The organism is Streptomyces atroolivaceus, from assembly GCF_000717025.1.
In the GTDB taxonomy this organism is placed as follows: Bacteria; Actinomycetota; Actinomycetes; order Streptomycetales; family Streptomycetaceae; genus Streptomyces; species Streptomyces atroolivaceus.
The window spans coordinates 71,745-85,936 of record NZ_JNXG01000002.1 but is presented as its reverse complement, the minus strand read 5'-3'; the positions used below and the strand labels follow the sequence as shown (position 1 = coordinate 85,936).

At 72.8% G+C, this 14,192-nt stretch carries 16 protein-coding genes and 1 pseudogene; 9 read left to right on the top strand and 8 right to left on the bottom strand.

Going from position 1 to position 14,192, the window contains the following annotated elements:
* Positions 1 to 8: 8 nt before the first annotated feature.
* Positions 9 to 1,358 (bottom strand): D-inositol-3-phosphate glycosyltransferase, encoded by a 1,350-nt coding sequence (mshA, locus tag OO67_RS03570; protein WP_033297119.1) that lies wholly within the window; start codon positions 1,356 to 1,358, stop codon positions 9 to 11.
* A 191-nt stretch (positions 1,359 to 1,549) separates the two neighbouring features.
* Between mshA and OO67_RS03565 the strand changes: the two genes are divergently transcribed.
* The 3 genes from OO67_RS03565 to OO67_RS03555 all read left to right on the top strand — a co-directional run bounded on the left by OO67_RS03565 (position 1,550) and on the right by OO67_RS03555 (position 5,439).
* Positions 1,550 to 2,335 carry a class I SAM-dependent methyltransferase gene (locus OO67_RS03565; RefSeq protein WP_033297118.1) on the top strand — a complete coding sequence of 262 codons (786 nt, stop codon included), beginning with the start codon at positions 1,550 to 1,552 and terminating at the stop codon, positions 2,333 to 2,335.
* A gap of 236 nt (positions 2,336 to 2,571) precedes the next feature.
* On the top strand, positions 2,572 to 3,639 hold the full coding sequence (locus OO67_RS03560; protein ID WP_033297116.1) for a C40 family peptidase: 1,068 nt from the start codon (positions 2,572 to 2,574) through the stop codon (positions 3,637 to 3,639).
* Positions 3,640 to 4,089: 450 nt separating this feature from the next.
* A complete protein-coding gene (locus OO67_RS03555; protein WP_033297115.1) occupies positions 4,090 to 5,439 on the top strand; it encodes a PP2C family protein-serine/threonine phosphatase in 1,350 nt (449 codons plus the stop codon).
* Here OO67_RS03555 and OO67_RS03550 read toward each other — a convergent pair.
* From OO67_RS03550 to OO67_RS03535, 4 genes are all read right to left on the bottom strand, one after another.
* A complete protein-coding gene (locus tag OO67_RS03550; protein ID WP_033298647.1) occupies positions 5,421 to 5,756 on the bottom strand; it encodes a DUF2516 family protein in 336 nt (111 codons plus the stop codon). The two genes, OO67_RS03555 and OO67_RS03550, sit on opposite strands and share 19 nt — an antisense overlap.
* A gap of 117 nt (positions 5,757 to 5,873) precedes the next feature.
* The gene (locus OO67_RS03545; RefSeq protein WP_033297114.1) at positions 5,874 to 6,536 is read right to left on the bottom strand and encodes a hypothetical protein; all 663 of its coding nucleotides are present in this window, start codon (positions 6,534 to 6,536) and stop codon (positions 5,874 to 5,876) included.
* Positions 6,537 to 6,564: 28 nt separating this feature from the next.
* Positions 6,565 to 7,074 (bottom strand): helix-turn-helix domain-containing protein, encoded by a 510-nt coding sequence (locus tag OO67_RS03540; protein ID WP_033297112.1) that lies wholly within the window; start codon positions 7,072 to 7,074, stop codon positions 6,565 to 6,567.
* Between the two features lie 386 nt (positions 7,075 to 7,460).
* Entirely contained in the window at positions 7,461 to 7,811 is a 351-nt protein-coding gene (locus tag OO67_RS03535) for a winged helix-turn-helix transcriptional regulator (protein WP_033297111.1), read from the bottom strand.
* 48 nt (positions 7,812 to 7,859) lie between these two features.
* Here OO67_RS03535 and OO67_RS03530 point away from each other — a divergent pair, with 48 nt between their 5' ends.
* Positions 7,860 to 8,747 carry an NAD(P)-dependent oxidoreductase gene (locus OO67_RS03530; protein WP_033297109.1) on the top strand — a complete coding sequence of 296 codons (888 nt, stop codon included), beginning with the start codon at positions 7,860 to 7,862 and terminating at the stop codon, positions 8,745 to 8,747.
* A gap of 178 nt (positions 8,748 to 8,925) precedes the next feature.
* Positions 8,926 to 9,519, top strand: a complete 594-nt coding sequence (locus OO67_RS03525; protein WP_033297108.1) for a DinB family protein — start codon at positions 8,926 to 8,928, stop codon at positions 9,517 to 9,519.
* A 22-nt stretch (positions 9,520 to 9,541) separates the two neighbouring features.
* Here OO67_RS03525 and OO67_RS40765 read toward each other — a convergent pair whose 3' ends face one another.
* Positions 9,542 to 9,955 (bottom strand): hypothetical protein, encoded by a 414-nt coding sequence (locus OO67_RS40765; RefSeq protein WP_033297107.1) that lies wholly within the window; start codon positions 9,953 to 9,955, stop codon positions 9,542 to 9,544.
* Between the two features lie 78 nt (positions 9,956 to 10,033).
* Here OO67_RS40765 and OO67_RS03515 point away from each other — a divergent pair, with 78 nt between their 5' ends.
* The 4 genes and pseudogenes from OO67_RS03515 to OO67_RS03500 all read left to right on the top strand — a co-directional run.
* Positions 10,034 to 10,369 (top strand): hypothetical protein, encoded by a 336-nt coding sequence (locus OO67_RS03515; protein WP_033297106.1) that lies wholly within the window; start codon positions 10,034 to 10,036, stop codon positions 10,367 to 10,369.
* A gap of 50 nt (positions 10,370 to 10,419) precedes the next feature.
* Positions 10,420 to 10,908 carry a MarR family winged helix-turn-helix transcriptional regulator gene (locus OO67_RS03510; protein WP_033297105.1) on the top strand — a complete coding sequence of 163 codons (489 nt, stop codon included), beginning with the start codon at positions 10,420 to 10,422 and terminating at the stop codon, positions 10,906 to 10,908.
* Between the two features lie 152 nt (positions 10,909 to 11,060).
* Positions 11,061 to 11,558 (top strand): TIGR03618 family F420-dependent PPOX class oxidoreductase, encoded by a 498-nt coding sequence (locus tag OO67_RS03505; RefSeq protein ID WP_033297104.1) that lies wholly within the window; start codon positions 11,061 to 11,063, stop codon positions 11,556 to 11,558.
* Positions 11,559 to 11,599: 41 nt separating this feature from the next.
* Positions 11,600 to 11,752 (top strand): annotated as a pseudogene (locus OO67_RS03500) (HAD-IA family hydrolase); the annotation flags it as partial.
* 93 nt (positions 11,753 to 11,845) lie between these two features.
* Here OO67_RS03500 and OO67_RS03495 read toward each other — a convergent pair.
* Both OO67_RS03495 and OO67_RS03490 read right to left on the bottom strand, forming a co-directional pair.
* Positions 11,846 to 13,102 carry a GNAT family N-acetyltransferase gene (locus tag OO67_RS03495; RefSeq protein WP_033297102.1) on the bottom strand — a complete coding sequence of 419 codons (1,257 nt, stop codon included), beginning with the start codon at positions 13,100 to 13,102 and terminating at the stop codon, positions 11,846 to 11,848.
* A gap of 81 nt (positions 13,103 to 13,183) precedes the next feature.
* Entirely contained in the window at positions 13,184 to 14,167 is a 984-nt protein-coding gene (locus tag OO67_RS03490; RefSeq protein ID WP_033297101.1) for an asparaginase, read from the bottom strand.
* Positions 14,168 to 14,192: the final 25 nt, after the last annotated feature.

The window sequence follows — 14,192 nt, the reverse complement described above, 5'->3', positions numbered from 1 at the left end:
GCCGCCCCTCAGCCGTGGTGCGAGCGGGCCCGGCGCCGGTGGTCGTGCATCGCCGCCGTGTACACGTCGGCGGTGGCCGATGCCGCCGTGTCCCAGCCGAACGACTGCGCGTGCGCGGCCGCGGCCTCGCCCATGCGGCGGGCCAGCTGCGGGTTGTCCGCGAACCGGCCGAGGGCTTGTGCGTACGCCGCCGGGGCGTGGCCCGGGATCAGGAAGCCGCTGACACCGTCCCGCACCGCGACCGGCAGACCGCCCACCGCCGCCGCGACCACCGGGGTGCCTGCCGCCTGGGCCTCGATGGCGACGAGCCCGAAGGACTCGCTGTACGAGGGCATGACCAGCACGGACGCCGCCCGGAACCAGTCGGCGAGCTGATCCTGGCCGACCGGCGGGTGGAACCGTACGACGTCGGCGATGCCCAGGCGCGCGGCCAGCTTCTGCAGGCCCTCCGGCTTGGCGAGCCCGCTGCCGCTGGGGCCTCCGACGACGGGTACGAGGATGCGCGAGCGCAGCGAGGGGTCACGGTCCAGGAGCACCGCGACGGCGCGGAGGAGCACGTCCGGGGCCTTCAGCGGCTGTATACGTCCCGCGAACAGCGGTATCAGGGCGTCCTGCGGCAGGCCGAGGCGGGCTCGCGCGGCGGCGCGGCCGTCGCCGGGGCGGAAGCGCTCCAGGTTGACCCCGGGATGCACGACGGCGACCGACTCCGGGTCCGCGTCGTAGAAGCGGACGAGTTCGTCGGCCTCTTCGGCGGTGTTCGCGATGAGCCGGTCCGAGGCGTGCACGATCTGGGTCTCGCCGATGACGCGGGCCGCGGGTTCGGGTGTGTCGCCTTCGGCCAGCGCGGCGTTCTTGACCTTGGCCATGGTGTGCATGGCGTGGACGAGCGGAACGCCCCAGCGCTGGGCGGCGAGCCAGCCGACCTGGCCGGAGAGCCAGTAGTGGGAGTGGACCAGGTCGTAGTAGCCGGGGCGCTGACCTGCCCAGGCCTGCATCACGCCGTGGGTGAAGGCACAGAGCTGAGCGGGGAGCTCCTCCTTGGCGAGGCCCTCGTACGGCCCCGCGTCGACGTGCCGGACCAGGACGCCGGGCGCCAGCTCGACAACCGGGGACAGCCCGCCGGTGGTGGCCCTGGTGAAGATCTCGACCTCGATACCGATCGCGGCGAGGCGCGTGGCCAGCTCCACGATGTAGACGTTCATGCCGCCCGCGTCGCCGGTGCCCGGCTGGTGCAGCGGAGAGGTGTGCACGGAGAGCATCGCGACACGGCGCGGCTTGCGGTGTCCGGCGAAACCGCCCGGGAAGCGGATACGGGGTGCCGCACGGCTGCTGCCGAGCCGGGAGACGTACTGGCTCACGGGTCCGCTCCTCCTCGCTCAGGGCATGACACGTACGGGGCACACGGTCCCCTCGAAGAGCCAGAACAGTGGAATCCAGCCTTTCATTTCCGTTTTGCCAAAGTATTACGGTCCCTTCCGGCGTGCCGGAGGCCACCCGTCGCCCTGCGGCTCCGCGTGTGCCCGCGGGTGATTCGCATACGCTCCCTTCCATGCACCAGCGCCCCATCGGCACCGCGACCCGCGGGACGACCAACCCGAACCGTCTGCGCCGCATGGACCGCTGGATCGCCGCCACCCACGGGCCCGCCCTGCGCCGCAGCGACTCACCCGTCGCGGTCGACCTCGGCTACGGCGCCGCGCCCTGGACCGCTGTCGAACTGCTGCAACGGCTGCGCACCGCCGAACCGCGCACGGCCGTCGTCGGCGTCGAGATCGACCCGGTGCGGGTCGCGGCGGCCCAGCCGTACGAGCGGGAGGGCCTGACCTTCGTGCACGGCGGCTTCGAGATCCCCACGGCGGGCCGGCCGGCCCTCATCCGGGCCGCGAACGTGCTGCGCCAGTACGACGAGGGCGAGGTCGCCGCGGTCTGGCAGCGGCTGTGCGCCCGGCTCGCGCCCGGAGGGCTCCTGGTCGAGGGCACCTGCGACGAGATCGGCCGTCGGCACGTATGGGTCGCGCTCGGCCCGGAGGGGCCGCGCACCGTCACCTTCGCGACCCGGCTCGGCTCGCTGGAGCGCCCCTCGGACCTCGCCGAGCGCCTCCCGAAGGCCCTGATCCACCGCAACGTGCCGGGCGAACCGGTGCACGCCTTCCTGCGCGACCTCGACCGGGCCTGGGCCGCGGCCTCGCCGTACGCGTCGCTGGGCGCGCGGCAGCGCTGGATCGCGGCGGCGCGGGCGGTCTCCGTGGACTGGCCCGTGACGGACGGCGTACGGCGGTGGCGGCAGGGCGAGATCACGGTGCGCTGGGCGGCCCTGCGGCCTGGCACGGGGTGAGCGGGGCCAAAAGCGCCGGATCGTGAGCCGCGCCGGGCGACGGACGACCGCCGGGGGCCGTTCCGGGAACACCTCCGGATCACCGTTCGTCCCCTTGTGTGACGGGGAGGATGACGCGGACCTCTGTTGCTTTACGGGACACCGTGGCACGATCGCGTCGTCATACAAACGTTACTGACGGTAAGTCAGATGTGAGCGATGCGGCTTTCGTTGCCTTTCGCCCGGAGGGGGAGCCTGTGAACCGACGCCACTGTGCCACTGCCGCGATCACTCTGGTCTGCGCGCTGGCCCTGTTGACCGCGCCGGTCCAGGCCATGGCCGCTCCGGTCCCCGAGCCCGGCCCGACGGCCACCGCTCCCGCCGCCGCGAAGAAGAGCCTCGAGGAAGTCCGCGAGGAGATCGACACCCTCTACCGCAAGGCCGGGGCCGCCACCGACGCGTACAACCTCGCCGAGGAGCAGGCCGAGAAGCAGTCCGGCGAGATCGCCCGCCTGACCAAGGCGATCACCGACGGTGAGGCGCGGATCGCCGAACTGAAGGACAGGGCGGGCGCCCAGGCCCGGGAGCAGTACCGCACCGGCGGACTCCCCCCGGGCGCACAGCTGATGCTGAGCGGCGACCCGGACCTCTTCATGGACGGCATCAACCAGGCCCGGCAGGGCCAGCAGGCCACCAAGGGCATGCTGACCGAACTCGAGCAGGCCCAGGAGGACCTGGAGACGTACACGAAGGACGCGAACCTCAACTGGGAGAAGATCGAGGCCAATCGCGTCAAGCAGGCCAAGTCCAAGAAGAGCATCGACGCGCAGATCGCGGCGGCGGAGAAGCTCGAGTCCGAGCTGGCGAAGGACGAGCAGGCCAGGCTCCTCGAGCTGGAACAGGACGCCGCGTCCACGGCACAGGCCGCCTGGCTCTCCTCCGGCGCGCTCAAGGACATCAACCGCGAGGCGAGCGCCGCCGGCAAGCAGGCGCTGGCCTTCGCGACCGCCCAGATGGGCAAGCCGTACGTATGGGGAGCCGAAGGCCCTGGGTCGTACGACTGCTCGGGGCTGACCTCGCAGGCCTGGGCGGCGGCGAAGCAGCCGATCCCCCGCACCTCCCAGGAGCAGTGGCGGCAGCTGCCCCGCATCCCCGTCCAGGACGTGCGGCCCGGCGACCTGATCATCTACCACGGTGACGCCAGCCATGTCGGGATGTACGTCGGGGACGGCTTGATCGTGCACGCCCCCCGGCCCGGCCGGCACGTCACGCTGGCGGGAGCGGGCTCCATGCGGATCCTGGGTGTGGTCCGGCCGGACAAGTAGCCGCCGCGAGGCGGCCGCCGGGCCGGTGACGGGGGCCTGACGGCCCGCGCGTACCGGGGGCTGCTGACGGCCCGCGCGTGACCGGACCGCGAGCCGGGGCCGCGTGACGGGGCCGCGTGACCGGACCGTGTGACGGAGCCGCGTGACCCGACCGTGTGACGGGGCCACGTGACCCCACCGCGTGACAGACACCGCTCCGTGCGCCCGTGGACGCGTGTATGTGTGCGCCACGTGTCGCGCGCGTGATGTTCGTCATGACCTCATGTCCGTTTCGTGTGCGCCGATCACGCCGGATCCGTGGCGGGACGCGGCTTATGGCCGCGCATATGACGGAGGATGATCTCCGGGCGCCATTCCGTTCCGATGCCGCGGACCGCTATCGTCCCCGTCGGCGGGTCGTCGTTCGTCGGTCCGCCGCGCCCTCGGGGGGAGGGAAGGAAACCCGAACCGATGCCCGTACCCGTACCGCAGCAACGTGCCGTACCCGCTGCGGAGACCACTCACGGCGCCGACCTCACACTCCTGGTGATCGAGGACGACCCTGCGGGCAACTTCGCCGTCCCCGAGCTGTCGTCCACCACGGGGGCACGGGTCCGCGTCCGTACCGCCCGCAACCTCACCGAGGCCGGCCGGCTGCTCACCGACGACGTCGACTGCATCCTGCTCGACCTCGACCTCGAGGCGGCCGCCCTGCCCGCCGGCGTACGCGCCGACGGCCCGAACGACGGAACCGGCAGCCCGGACGGGCTCGCCGCCCTCAAGCACATCCTGCGCATCGCGCCGCGCCACGCCGTCCTCGCCCTCACCGCGGAGGACGACGCCGAGCGCGCCGCCGAGGCCGTGCGGGTCGGGGCCCAGGACTACCTCTTCCGCGGCGAGCTCGACGGGCGACTCCTCAGCCGCGCCATCCGGTACGCCGTCGAGCGCAAACGCGCGGACATCGCCCAGCACCAGCTGACCGAGTCCCGGCTGCGCGCGCAGGAGAACGCCCGGCTGGAGCGTGGGCTGCTGCCCACCCCGCTCCTCGACGGCTCCGACCTCGCCTTCGCCGCCCACTACCGGCCGGGCCGCAGCCGCGCCCTGCTCGGCGGGGACTTCTACGACACGGTCCGCACACCCGACGGCACGGTCCACGCCATGATCGGCGACGTCTGCGGGCACGGCCCGGACGAGGCGGCGCTCGGCGTCGAGCTGCGCATCGCCTGGCGGGCGCTCACGCTGGCCGGGCTCTGCGGCGACGACCTGCTCTCCACGCTGCAGCAGGTCCTGGAGCACGAACGGCAGAGCGAGGAGATCTTCGCGACGCTCTGCACCGTCGACATCGCCCCCGACGGCCGCCGCGCGGGCCTGTGCATCGCAGGCCACCCCGCGCCGCTGATCGCCCGCCAGGGACGGGCGGCGCACCTGCTCCCCTACGAGGACGGCGGCCCCGCCCTCGGCCTGCTGCCGCACGCCCGCTGGCCGCGCCGGCAGGTCGAGCTGGGCGGCTCCTGGAGCCTGATGATGTACACCGACGGGCTGATCGAGGGGCGTGTCGGCCCCGAGAGGACCCAGCGGCTCGGCCAGGACGGCATGGTCGCGATGGTCAACGGCCGGCTGGACCAGGGGCTCGGCGGCGAGGCGCTGCTGGAGTCCGCGGTCACCCAGGTGCAGGAGCTGAACGGCGGCGAGCTGACCGACGACGTGGCGGTCCTGCTGCTGGAACGCGACGAGGCCCGGATACGCCGAAGGGGCAGGAGCGCCTCGCGCTCCCGCCCCGGTGCCGTCTCGTCGGCAGGCGCTCAGCGCCCGCCGTTGTAGGGGCCGTACGGTCCGTCACTGCTGGAGCCCCCGCGGCGGCCGCCGCCGCCCGACACGGCCTTGATCGCCGGCCGGACGTCCACCATGAAGACGATGGACGCGATGACACCCGCGATCTGCAGGAACAGGATCGGGATGACGAGGTTCACGAAGACGGTGACCCCGAGGATGATCAGCCAGAAGGACTTCTTCTGCTTGTCCGCGGCCCGGTAGGCGTCCTCGCGCGCCGTCACGGCGAAGACCAGCGCGACCACGGCCAGGACGAGCATGGCCAGGTACAGCAGCTGGAGGAACGAGCCGAATGCTTCGAGCAACACGGTGAGCACCGCCTAGTGAGTGGATGAGCGCCTCGCGGCCAAGGTACCGGGACAACGACCCGGGCACCCCCAAAGGTGCCCGGCCCGTTCTTCCGTCACTCCTGGAACCGCTTCCGCCTACTTCGCGGACGGAGGGGTCTTCTTGGCCACGGGCTTGCGCGCGGGCGCCGGCTTCTTCGCCGGTGCGGCGGGCGCGGCCTTGGACTCGGCGGCCTTGGGCGCGGGCTTCTTCGCGGCGGGGGCCACCGGCTTCGCGGAGGTCGCCGGCCTGGCGGGAGTCACCGGCTTCGCCGCCGCCTCCGACTTCTGCTTCGGCACGGACTTCGGCTCCGCCTCGACGACGGCGGCGATCTCGATGATCTCGTCGGCCGTCTCGCCGCGCCAGGTGCGCACGGTCTGCTCGCCGCGCTCGGCGACCTTCTCGTACGTCTCACGGGCCCGGACGGCGTACTCGGCGGCCACGCCCACGCTGCGCAGCGCCAGGTCCTGGGCGCTCTCGCCCCACTTCTTCAGGTCGGTGTCCAGCGCCCCGAAGACCTCGGTCACCTTCGCCTGCACGGTGGCCTGAGCCTCCTTGGCCTGCGTGGTGACGCGCTCCTGCACGGCCTTGGGGTCGGTGTTGCGCACCGCCTCGATCCGCTCGGGGGTCTCGGCCCGCAGCTGCTCGATCAGAGCCGGGACCTTGCGCGCCTGCTCCACGGCGAGGTCGGCCGTACCGGCGGCGAAGTAGAGGGGGGTGGGGTCGGTGAGGGTCTTGCGCAGGTCATCGGTGATGGCCATGACTGTGGTCCTCCCGGATCATCAGAAGTCAGTTCGCTGGTGGGTCTGCATCACTGCCGCCGGCCTTACGGGGGCCGCGGGCATCGGGACGGGCACCGTTCGCGTCACCGGTACCGCCGTCCGCGTCGGCATCGATTCTGCTCTCCGCACCGGCGGCCTCGTGGACCTCGGCGCCGGTGTCGGGCACGACATCGAAACCGTTCTCACGGCGGAAGGAGTCGTAGATCTGCAGCAGCACGTTCTTCTGCCGCTCGTTGATCGACGGATCGGCCAATATGACCGCCCGCGTCTCCAGCTCCTCCCGCTCCCGCTCGTCGAGGATCCCGGCCCGCACGTAGAGCGTCTCGGCCGAGATGCGCAGGGCCTTGGCGACCTGCTGCAGCACCTCGGCGCTCGGCTTGCGCAGACCGCGCTCGATCTGGCTGAGATACGGATTGGACACCCCGGCGGCGTCGGCGAGCTGCCGCAGGGAGAGCTGCGCCGTACGCCGCTGCTCACGCAGGTACTCGCCGAGATTGCCGACGTTGAGTGATGCCATGGACCGATAGTGCACCACGTTTGCTAACTATTGCAAGCGTCTGCTTGCAAAAGTGTTCCACGCCATGACCGTCGCCGGAATCGTCATCGCCGGCCGGCAGCGATCCGCACCCGGCCCGCACGGCGACGAGCGGCAGGTACTTCTGGATCGGGGCAGTCATGGTTGTCAGGCAGGCGCTTCATCCATGCAGATCTCCTGGGAACGGACACCTCGCCCGTCAGCCCTGGTGATGCGGGAGCGACGACGACCGCCCTGCGGAGCCCCGCCCTCCCGCGGTAACCACTTTTTTGTGGGTACTTGGCGCCGGCCGGAGCCGGACCGATCCTGGTGGAGGCGGCCGAAGGGCCGCCGGGGCCGGAGGGGACGCGAGGTGGCTGGGCGGGGTATCAGGAAGCCGAACGGGCGTCCGTGAGCCTCTCGAGGCGTCGGTGACCCCAGTCGGAGAGGGGAGCCAACGCATCGGAGAGCTCCCGGCCGAACCCGGTCAGTGAGTACAGGGTCTTCAGTGGAAGTACGTCGTGCACCTCCCGGTGCACGAGCCCGTCGGCCTCCATCTCGCGGAGTGCCTGAGTCAGCACCTTCTCGCTGAGGCCCGGCAGCTTCCGGCGCAGCTCGCCGGGGCGGGACGGGCCGGATTCCAGCAGCCAGAGCAGGGCGGTCTTCCACTTGCCGTCGATCACGTCGATCGCGGCGGTCACGCCGCAGACCTCCGGCTGTTGAGCACGACTGCGCGTCACATCTCCCCCATCAAGCGGCACTTGACCATATTTCTACGGAGTCGAACCATGCCTTTGCACCCTGAACAGTCTGCCGTAACCGTCCTCGGCCTGGGGCCGATGGGCCGGGCCCTGGCGGGCGCGTTCCTGGAGGCCGGCCTGCGCACCACCGTCTGGAACCGGACTCCGGGGCGGGACGGTGCGTTGGTGGCGCGGGGCGCCGTCAGCGCACGGACGGCCGAGGAAGCTGTTGCCGCGAGCAGCCTGACCGTGGTCTGCGTGCTGAACTACGACGCGGCGGACAGCGTCCTGCGGAGCGACGCCGTCGCCGACGCGCTCAAGGGGCGCACGGTGGTCAACCTGACCGCGGACATCCCTGACCGCGCCCGGGCCACCGCGGCGTGGGCGGCCGAGCACGGTGTCCGCTACCTGGACGGCGCGATCATGACGCCCCCCACGACCATCGGCACTCCGGACGCGGTGTTCATCCACAGTGGCCCGGAAGACCTCTACCAGGAGCACCGGCCCGTCCTGGAGGCCCTGGGCGGCACCCACACCCACCTCGGTGAGGAGATCGGCCGGGCGGCCGCATACGACGTCGCCCTGCTCGACATCTTCTGGACGGCCATGACGGGCTATGCCCACGCCTTGGCGGTGGCGCGGGCGGAAGGGGTCACGGCACGGGAGCTGGCACCGTTCGCCCAGGGGATCGGCGCCATCCTCCCGCCGATCTTCGGAGAGGTCGCGGAGGAGGTGGACGCCGGATCGTTCTCCGGCGAGACGAACCCCCTGACTTCGGCGGCGTCGTCCATGGCCCATATCGTCCACGCCTCCGAGGCTCACGGGATCGACGCGGGCGTGATGCGCGCGGCAGAGGGTCTGGCCCGCCGGGCCATCGGCCAGGGCCACGGCGCCGACGGCTTCACCCGGATCACCGAGCTGCTCGGCCGCCGCTGAAGGGCCGGGGGCCCCGCGTCCGCCCGGCCACCGGGCGGACGCGGGCCCGAGGAGGGCAGCTCCCCCTCCATCCCCCGCGTGGCGGGCCGCGTTCAGAGGTCGGCCCCGGTACACCGCAGCGTGCCCCGCGGACGAACAGGCGGGACCCGGAGACCGTGTGAGCGGCAGACTCGGCGCCATGACGACACCTGACGCCAAGGCCGATCTCCACTTCTACCTGCAGTCGGCCCGCGACGCCCTGCTGTGGAAGCTGGAAGGGCTCTCGGAGTACGACGTACGACGCCCCCTGACGCCGACCGGCACGAATCTCCTGGGCCTGGTCAAGCATGTGGCCAGTGTGGAACTGGGCTACCTCGGCGACACCTTCGGGCGGCCGTCCGGGGAGCCGCTGCCGTGGGTCGAGGAGGGGGCCGAGCCCAACGCGGACATGTGGGCCACCGCCGACGAGCCACGCGAGCAGTTCGTCGGGCTCTACCGCCGGGCGTGGGCGCACGCGGACGCGACGATCGACGCGCTGCCGCTGGAGACCGTCGGCAGGGTGCCGTGGTGGCCGAGCCACCGTGCCGAGGTGACGCTGCATCACGCCGTGATCCGCGTGATCGCCGATACCCACCGGCACACCGGGCACGCCGACATCCTCCGGGAGCTCGTCGACGGCTCCGTGGGGATGAGCGAGGGCAACAGCAGCGTCCCGACGGGTGACGCGGCGTGGTGGGAGGCCCACCGGGGGCGGGTGGAGCGTGCAGCCCGCGAAGCCGGAGGGGATGCGTGATGCCCGCGGAACACGGAACACGTCACCCGTCCTCTGACTGGAGTGAGGCAATGGACGGCATGGGGGCGTGCTCCACGACCAGCACCTGGGCGGCGGGCGGCCCCTCGGCGGGGCGCGGCTCCTCGGAGAGGCGCGGCCCCTCGGCGAGGCGCGGCCCCTCGGCGAGGCGCGGCCCCTCGGCGAGGCGCGGCTCCTCCGGGAGACCGGGGAGCAGGGCCAGGACGTACGGCGGCTGCGTGAGCGGCTGAGGTCCGACTCCGGTTGCGCCGGACGCCTGCTGACGGGCCGTCGCCGTGGGAGCGCCCGCGTCGGGACCGGGCGTACGGCGCCGGGTCGGGCGCCTGCGGAGGCGGACGCCGGACCGGGGCCGGGCGTCGCTACCGGCCGCCTGAGCGCGGACGCCGGGCGGGGCCGCGCAGGCCGGGCGCCGGGCCACCGACGGCCTGAGTGCGGACGCCGGGCGGGGCCGCGTTAACGGGTCGAACCGCGGGGGCCCGCGCCCTACCCTGGCCCCATGCCCCCCTCGAAGACCTCGTACGTCTGCCTGCCGTGCCGGGCCTCGTACAAGCAGCCCTACGACAGCGAGCGGGGAGTCCGCGTCTGTCCCCGGTGCGCCGGGACGCTGATCCATGTCGGATCGGCCTTCGCGGCCCCTCGCCGACGGGACACGGCGGCGTGGCGCACGCTCTCGGTGCTCCTGCACGCGGGCGTCCGCTTCCACAAGAGCTGCTGCGGCGGCCCGGGCTACCGCCCGCGCACACTCCGCGAGGTGAAGGAGCGGACGGCGTACGCGAGAAGGTCCGGTGAGCCGTTCGCGAGGGCGCTGGTCAGGCCGGAGCTGCCGAACTGAAGTTCCTTTGCGGACGATCTGCCACGGTACGAATTGTTACGCTGGCCGCCATGACCGCTCTGACGCCCGCCCGCACGGCACCCGACCTGTCCTTCCTCCTCGACCACACCAGCCACGTCCTGCGCACCCGGATCGCGGCGGCACTGTCCGAGATCGGCCTGACCGCACGCATGCACTGCGTCCTGGTCCACGCGCTGGAGGAGGAGCGCACCCAGATCCAGCTCGCGGAGATCGGCGACATGGACAAGACCACGATGGTGGTGACCGTGGACGCCCTGGAGAGCGCCGGGCTCGCAGAGCGGCGGCCTTCCGGCCGCGACCGGCGGGCCCGGATCATCGCCGTCACCGAGGAGGGCGCCCGGATCGCCGTGCGGAGCCAGGAGATCGTCGACCGCGTGCACCGGGAAGCACTGGCGGCACTGCCCGGCACCGATCGCGAGGCCTTGCTGCGCACCCTGACCCAGCTGGCCACGGGCCACCTGGCCACTCCCGCCGAGAGCCCCCGGCCGGTCCGCCGGGCCCGCCAGGGGCAACGGTGACCGTCTCGGGCGCCACCGAAATATAGTCTGCAACAAAACTATCTGCTACGGTCACGGCATCCGCCCCGCCCGGCAGGAGCAGCCCGACGGCCGTCGCGCCCCGCCCCCTCCGTCGCGGGACCCTGCATTCCGCATACCGAAGGGTGCGCTTCATGGAAACCGCGGAACCGAAGAGTGAGCCCACTCCCCGCCGTCTCACCGACCAGGCGCTCTCCCGGATCCTGCGGGAACAGCAGTTCGGAGTGCTCGCCGCAGTCCGTTCCACGGGTCACCCGCACCTGTCGACCGTGCTCTACCGGTGGGACGACGAGGAACGCGTCCTGCGCATCTCGTCCACCGAAGGCCGCCTCAAGCCCCGGATCCTGCAGCGGAACCCGCACGCCTCCCTGCATGTCGACGGTGGAGACGTCTGGTCGTTCGCCGTCGCCGAGGGCACGGCGGAGGTATCGGATCCGACCGTGGAGCCCGGCGACCCGGTCGGCCGGGAACTCCTCTCCCTGACACCGGGCTTCGACGACCCGGCGGAGGAACGCGCCTTTCTGGAGAAGGCGGTGGCCGAGCACCGCGTGGTCATCCGGATCCGGGTGTCGAGGCTCTACGGAACGGCCCTGGACGTGACGGGACCGGACAGCGACCGGACCGGACGGTGACGGGACCGGACGGTGACGGGACCGGACAGCGACCGGACCGCGCGCGCGCCGGGGTGCCGGTGGACCGGTGCCTCTTCGTGGACGACAGCGGGGAGAACGTCGACGCGGCGGTCGCCCTCGGCATGACCGGCGTACGTTTCAGTGAACCGGCCGACCTGCACGAGCCGTTCGGGCTCATCCGGGCAGAGGCATGAGCAGCCCGTTCCTCAGCAGCGCGAAGGCGTGAGACCGGCCGCCGCCGTCACCTCGGCGACCGGGACCCTGCCGAACCCGTCATGACAGAGGAATCAGAACACGTCCGGGCACCAGGGCCGCCGTGGCGTCCGGAACACCGCGTCCGCCGTGGCCGCCGCACCCGCCCGGTGCTCGTCGAGCCGGCCGAGCGCGGCCAGCCGCACCGGTGACTCGTCGCCGAGGTAGAGCGCGCCGAGCTCCGCCACGTCCAGCGTGAGGTCGGCGTCCCGTGTCGTGGGGACGCAGGAGGCGCCGGACGGTGAGACGTCCAGCAGGAAACGGCCGCCCGCCAGACCGGTGGCGTCCCGCACGTCCACGACCAGGGCGGCCTCGGTCGCGTACGTGCGCGCCTCCAGGGCCCTGGGGATGTCGAGTAGGCGCAGCCACAACCAGTCCGCCTGGGTGACGATGCGGGCGGCCCGGGGGTCCGGGAGGAGGAGGGGGAGTACGTCGTCGGGCGCGCGGTGGCCCGAGCGGACCGTGGTGATCCAGTCGATGGAGCAGACGAAGTGCCACAGCGCGCGCTCCGCCGCGGGCGTCACGGCGAGCATGCCGGCCACCGTCGCCTTGTTGAGGGGTTGCTTCCCGTCGCCCCAGTGGTCGTCCGCGCGGTAGGCGATCAGCCCGTCCGTCCCGCCGTCCGCCGACCGGTACACCGCGTAGAACGGCTCCGTCCACGACTCGAACGACGGGACGTCCACCCCGGTGCCGCGCTGCCACCAGCGCTCGTCACGCGAGACCACGCCGTGCTGCCGGGCCGCGAGACGGCCGTGGAGCTCCGGGCCGAGCTTGCGCACGTCCGCGCCGTCGACGAGCTCGATCCGGCCGCCGTCCGCCTCGGAGGGGACCGGGGCGCGGGGGTCGAGGCCGGCCCGGGGGACGTCGATCTCCCACTCCGCGGTCCAGGTCGCCGGCCCGAAGCCGTACCTCCCGTAGATCGGGTACTCCGCGGCGATCAGCGAGGCGACCACGTCGCCCCGCTCCTTCGCGGCCGCCAGGTCCGTGGCCATCATCCTGCTGAGGAGCCCGCGCCGGCGGTGCGTGGGCGACACCGTCACGGCGGTGACCGCGTCGGCCTGCACCTTGGCGCCCCCGACGACGGTCAGTTCCTGCGCGAACGACCGGAAGGTGGCCACACAGCGCCCGGCGTCGAACACGCCCTGGAGGCGGCTGAGATCGGTGTGGGCCAGGCGCACCGCGACCTCCTCCTCCGGCGGCGGTGCCGACGCCGAGCGCAGGAACCCCGTGCCCACGGCCCGCAGCCAGTCGGGGAAGTCGGCTTCGGAGACGGTACGTCGATCAAGGCTCATGCGGCCACGCTAGGCACAGGGCGTTCGGGATGTCGCCCGTATTTCCGGGCCGGCACGGGGCCCCGGCGGCCCCGCCCTCGCTCAGAAGGCCGCCCGGATACCGCCCACCACCGCGTCGCCGCCCGTCAGCGGCGCCCGCCCGATGCGGGACACCACGGGGGCGTCGACGCCCAGCAGTTCGAGGGAGCGGGCCAGCACCGGGCCCAGGGCGCGGATGGACCCGTCGTCGATCTTGAAGGCCAGGGCCCTGCCGTCGGGGAGCGCCACCGCCTGGACCGCCTCCGCGCCCATCTTGGAGAGCGTTCCCGGCACCTCCCGCATCAGCCAGGTGTCCGGCCGCCGCGTGCCCGCGACGTACTCCGGGTGCGCCCGCATCGCGTCCGCGACACGGCGTTCCGCCGTGCCCGGTTCCGCCAGCACGAAGGCGCGGAACGCACGGGCCAGGCCCACCAGCCCGATCGCCATCAGCGGTGCCCCGCAGCCGTCCGTGCCGACCGCCGCGACGGGCTCGCCCGCCGCCTCCGCGACGACCTCGCCGACCAGCCGCTGCAGCGGGTGGGACGGGTCGAGGTAGGACGCCGTGTCCCATCCGTTGCGTACGCAGACGGCGAGCATCGCCGCGTGCTTGCCGGAGCAGTTCATGGTGAGGGGCTCCCGCACGCCCCCGGCGGCGAGGTAGGCCTCCGCCTCGACCGGGTCCAGCGGAAGGTCGGGCGGGGTCTGCAGATCGCCGGCCTCCAGCCCGTGCTCGGCGAGCATCGTGCGCACCAGGGCGAGGTGGAAGTCCTCACCCGAGTGGCTCGCCGCGGCCAGTGCCAGCCGCTCCCCCGAGAGGTCCAGCCCGGCCCGCAGGATCGCGGCGGCCTGCATCGGCTTGTTGGACGAGCGCGGGAAGACCGGGGCCGCCGGGTCGCCGAGCGCGAGCTCGACGCTTCCGTCCGCTGCCAGGACGACCAGCGACCCCCTGTGGTGGCCCTCGGTGAAGCCGGACCGCACGACCTCGGCCAGGACCGGGAGCACGGGCGCGGAGGACGGCGACGGGGACGGGGCTATGGAGGACGTCATGCTGGCGGGTGGCCTTCCGGGGGCG

Excerpts from the sequence above, each read along its gene's own strand:
- OO67_RS03495 (WP_033297102.1), bottom strand. The coding sequence starts at position 13,102 with ATGAGCCTTGATCGACGTACCGTCTCCGAAGCCGACTTCCCCGACTGG.
- OO67_RS03530 (WP_033297109.1), top strand. The coding sequence starts at position 7,860 with ATGCCTTTGCACCCTGAACAGTCTGCCGTAACCGTCCTCGGCCTGGGG.
- OO67_RS03510 (WP_033297105.1), top strand. The coding sequence starts at position 10,420 with ATGACCGCTCTGACGCCCGCCCGCACGGCACCCGACCTGTCCTTCCTC.
- OO67_RS03515 (WP_033297106.1), top strand. The coding sequence starts at position 10,034 with ATGCCCCCCTCGAAGACCTCGTACGTCTGCCTGCCGTGCCGGGCCTCG.
- OO67_RS03490 (WP_033297101.1), bottom strand. The coding sequence starts at position 14,167 with ATGACGTCCTCCATAGCCCCGTCCCCGTCGCCGTCCTCCGCGCCCGTG.
- OO67_RS03525 (WP_033297108.1), top strand. The coding sequence starts at position 8,926 with ATGACGACACCTGACGCCAAGGCCGATCTCCACTTCTACCTGCAGTCG.
- OO67_RS03540 (WP_033297112.1), bottom strand. The coding sequence starts at position 7,074 with ATGGCATCACTCAACGTCGGCAATCTCGGCGAGTACCTGCGTGAGCAG.
- OO67_RS03505 (WP_033297104.1), top strand. The coding sequence starts at position 11,061 with ATGGAAACCGCGGAACCGAAGAGTGAGCCCACTCCCCGCCGTCTCACC.
- OO67_RS03555 (WP_033297115.1), top strand. The coding sequence starts at position 4,090 with ATGCCCGTACCCGTACCGCAGCAACGTGCCGTACCCGCTGCGGAGACC.
- OO67_RS03565 (WP_033297118.1), top strand. The coding sequence starts at position 1,550 with ATGCACCAGCGCCCCATCGGCACCGCGACCCGCGGGACGACCAACCCG.
- OO67_RS03545 (WP_033297114.1), bottom strand. The coding sequence starts at position 6,536 with ATGGCCATCACCGATGACCTGCGCAAGACCCTCACCGACCCCACCCCC.